3 protein-coding genes are annotated in these 2,427 nt (G+C 38.0%); all 3 read left to right on the plus strand.

Going from position 1 to position 2,427, the window contains the following annotated elements; translation table 11 throughout:
- Positions 1-159: 159 nt before the first annotated feature.
- On the plus strand, positions 160-477 hold the full coding sequence (locus GX437_08035) for a hypothetical protein (protein NLJ07603.1): 318 nt from the start codon (positions 160-162) through the stop codon (positions 475-477).
- A gap of 111 nt (positions 478-588) precedes the next feature.
- On the plus strand, positions 589-1,050 hold the full coding sequence (locus GX437_08040) for a MarR family transcriptional regulator (GenBank protein NLJ07604.1): 462 nt from the start codon (positions 589-591) through the stop codon (positions 1,048-1,050).
- A gap of 91 nt (positions 1,051-1,141) precedes the next feature.
- Positions 1,142-2,427: MMPL family transporter (locus tag GX437_08045; GenBank protein ID NLJ07605.1), on the plus strand; the 1,286-nt coding region annotated here is incomplete at its 3' end.

A 2,427-nucleotide genomic window follows, 5' to 3' on the forward strand; every position in this document is an offset into this window, starting at 1 on the left:
AAATCCGCAATCCAAATCACTCATCCCCTTCGTAATATGCACAATATCAATATAGTATAACCTATTCCCGCATTTAATCCATTCACCAGTCTTTCATTCAAATCCTCTTTTTTGCAATAATATTAAATAATCTACGTTTTCAACAATAAACAAATCAGGATGAAAAAGCACTTATTATTATTAAGTTTAATGCTATTAGCTTTGACCTTTTTAAGCTGTACGACCACACGCATAGCCGTATTAACTCCCGTAAAAGACGAAAAGCCTGAATTATTTTTCACACAACACCCTGATAAACCCTATATTGAACTGGCCTACATCCAGTCGGATGGTACAATATTCACAACTCCGCAGCAACTTCTCAACGGTTTAAGGAAAAAAGCCGTTAAATTAAATGCTGATGCCATTATCCATATCAAATATGATTTTCAGGCATGGTATCCATTGGCTTCGGGCATTGCCATCAAATACAAATAATCCTGAACTCTCCTGATTTTACCTCCGGAAAAAAAATTAAAATTTTTTGTTCATAAAATACAGAACTAAAAAAACCGTTTATATTTGCACTCGAAATGAATCGCTGGTATCATGACATTAGACATTAAAAAACGTGAACTGATTGAAAAAATAGGCGTTTTTCATGAGAAATTCGGCTTTCAACCCGTAGCAGCCCGGATTTACGGATTATTGCTCGTATCGGATCAACCGGAACTCACTTTTGATGAAATCAAAGATGAGCTTATGGTTAGTAAAAGTGCTGTCAGCAATGCACTTAACCTGCTCATGAGCATGAAACAGGTGGATTACATCACCAAACCAGGCGACCGAAAACGATATTTTAAAACCAATCTGACCAACTGGAAAGTATTTATGACCGACCTGCTTCAGTTTGCAAAAAGTTATGGTAATCTTTTTAAAGAAATTTTACAAGTCAGAAATGGACATGACCCCGATTTCAACAAGACGATTGACGATCTGGTCAGCTTCATTGATTTTATCATCAACAGCTATCCTGAATTGCTGAAAAACTGGGAAAAAACAAGAATCTGATAATCTAATCTGATGACAACCAATAAAAATCATAGAAAAATTTTTCTTATTTTGGTTCTTTTAATCCTGAACTTTCTATTTATTACTAAATATGAACAAACTAAATAAGATTTTAACTGAGAGATTTTCAAATCTTATCCTGAGATTCAGGTATTGGATTATTGTGATAGTCGTTTTGCTCACCCTGTTCTTTTCTTTCTTTATTGGCAAGCTGACCATCAATCCGGATGTTTTCAGCAACCTGCCAAAAGATGACCGGGTAGCAGCGCTGTTTAACAAAATCGGGAAGGAATACGGAGGAAATGCCCAGTGTATTGTAGCTATAGAGTCAGAAAACATCTTCAGCAAAGCAACACTTGAGCATATCCGTCAAATAACGGACAGCCTGAAAATGACAGAAGGGGTTAGTTTTGTTACCAGCCTGACCAATATCATCGACATCAGGGGAAGTGAATGGGGCATAGAAGTTACCCAACTGATAGATGAATATGATATTCCTGAAGATCAGGCAAAACTGGATTCATTGAAACGCTATGTGCTGAGCAAGGAATTTTACAAAGGTGCCCTGATTTCTGAAGACGGGAAAATGACCGTCATTGCCGCCAGAATATCCGGAAATGCAAAAGAAACAGAGGTTTCGAAGCAAATTAAAACCAGGGTGATGTCGCTTGGATTACCGGAAAAAATTTATTTCGGAGGACAGCCTTTTATCGTTTCAGCTTTTGCAGATGTAATATCGAAAGACATACTGATATTAGGGCCATTGGCAGTCATCACCATTGTTCTCATCTTGCTGCTTTCCCTTCGCTCCTTTTACGGTTTTTTTCTCCCTGTTTTAAATGTAATGATCGGGGCATTATGGACTTTTGGCTTCATGGCCTTGCTGAATATTCCCCTTAGCATTATCACTTCAGTGATTCCCATTTTGCTGGTCGCTGTCGGAAGTGCCTATACCATACATCTGATTAACCGTTTTCGCGAAACAATGACAGACAATTATCAGGATTCTCTTGGCAAAGCATTGTCTTTTATAGCCGTCCCGGTATTTTACACTGCCATTACCGATATTTTCGGCTTTCTGTCATTTGCATTTGGTTCCTACCTCGATATGATCAATAAGTTCGGGCTTTTTACCTCATTTGGTATTGCCTGTGCGCTTATATTATCACTGACCTTTACACCTGCTGTCATGTCTGTTTTACCTTCCCGGAGGCTGGGAAAAAAAGCAGCTCAACTTCAAAACAGTACAATAGATAAGTTTTTAAGAAAAATCAGCCTGATCGGATTTAAAAAGCCCGGAATGGTCATAATTACCTGGCTGGTATTTGCAGTCGTATCCTTAACAGGAGTTTTTTCCATTGAAAGGAATGTGGACCT

The sequence above is a fragment of the Sphingobacteriales bacterium genome, from assembly GCA_012517435.1.
Lineage (GTDB): Bacteria > Bacteroidota > Bacteroidia > CAILMK01 > JAAYUY01 > JAAYUY01.

Excerpts from the sequence above, each read along its gene's own strand:
- GX437_08035 (NLJ07603.1), top strand. The coding sequence starts at position 160 with ATGAAAAAGCACTTATTATTATTAAGTTTAATGCTATTAGCTTTGACC.
- GX437_08040 (NLJ07604.1), top strand. The coding sequence starts at position 589 with ATGACATTAGACATTAAAAAACGTGAACTGATTGAAAAAATAGGCGTT.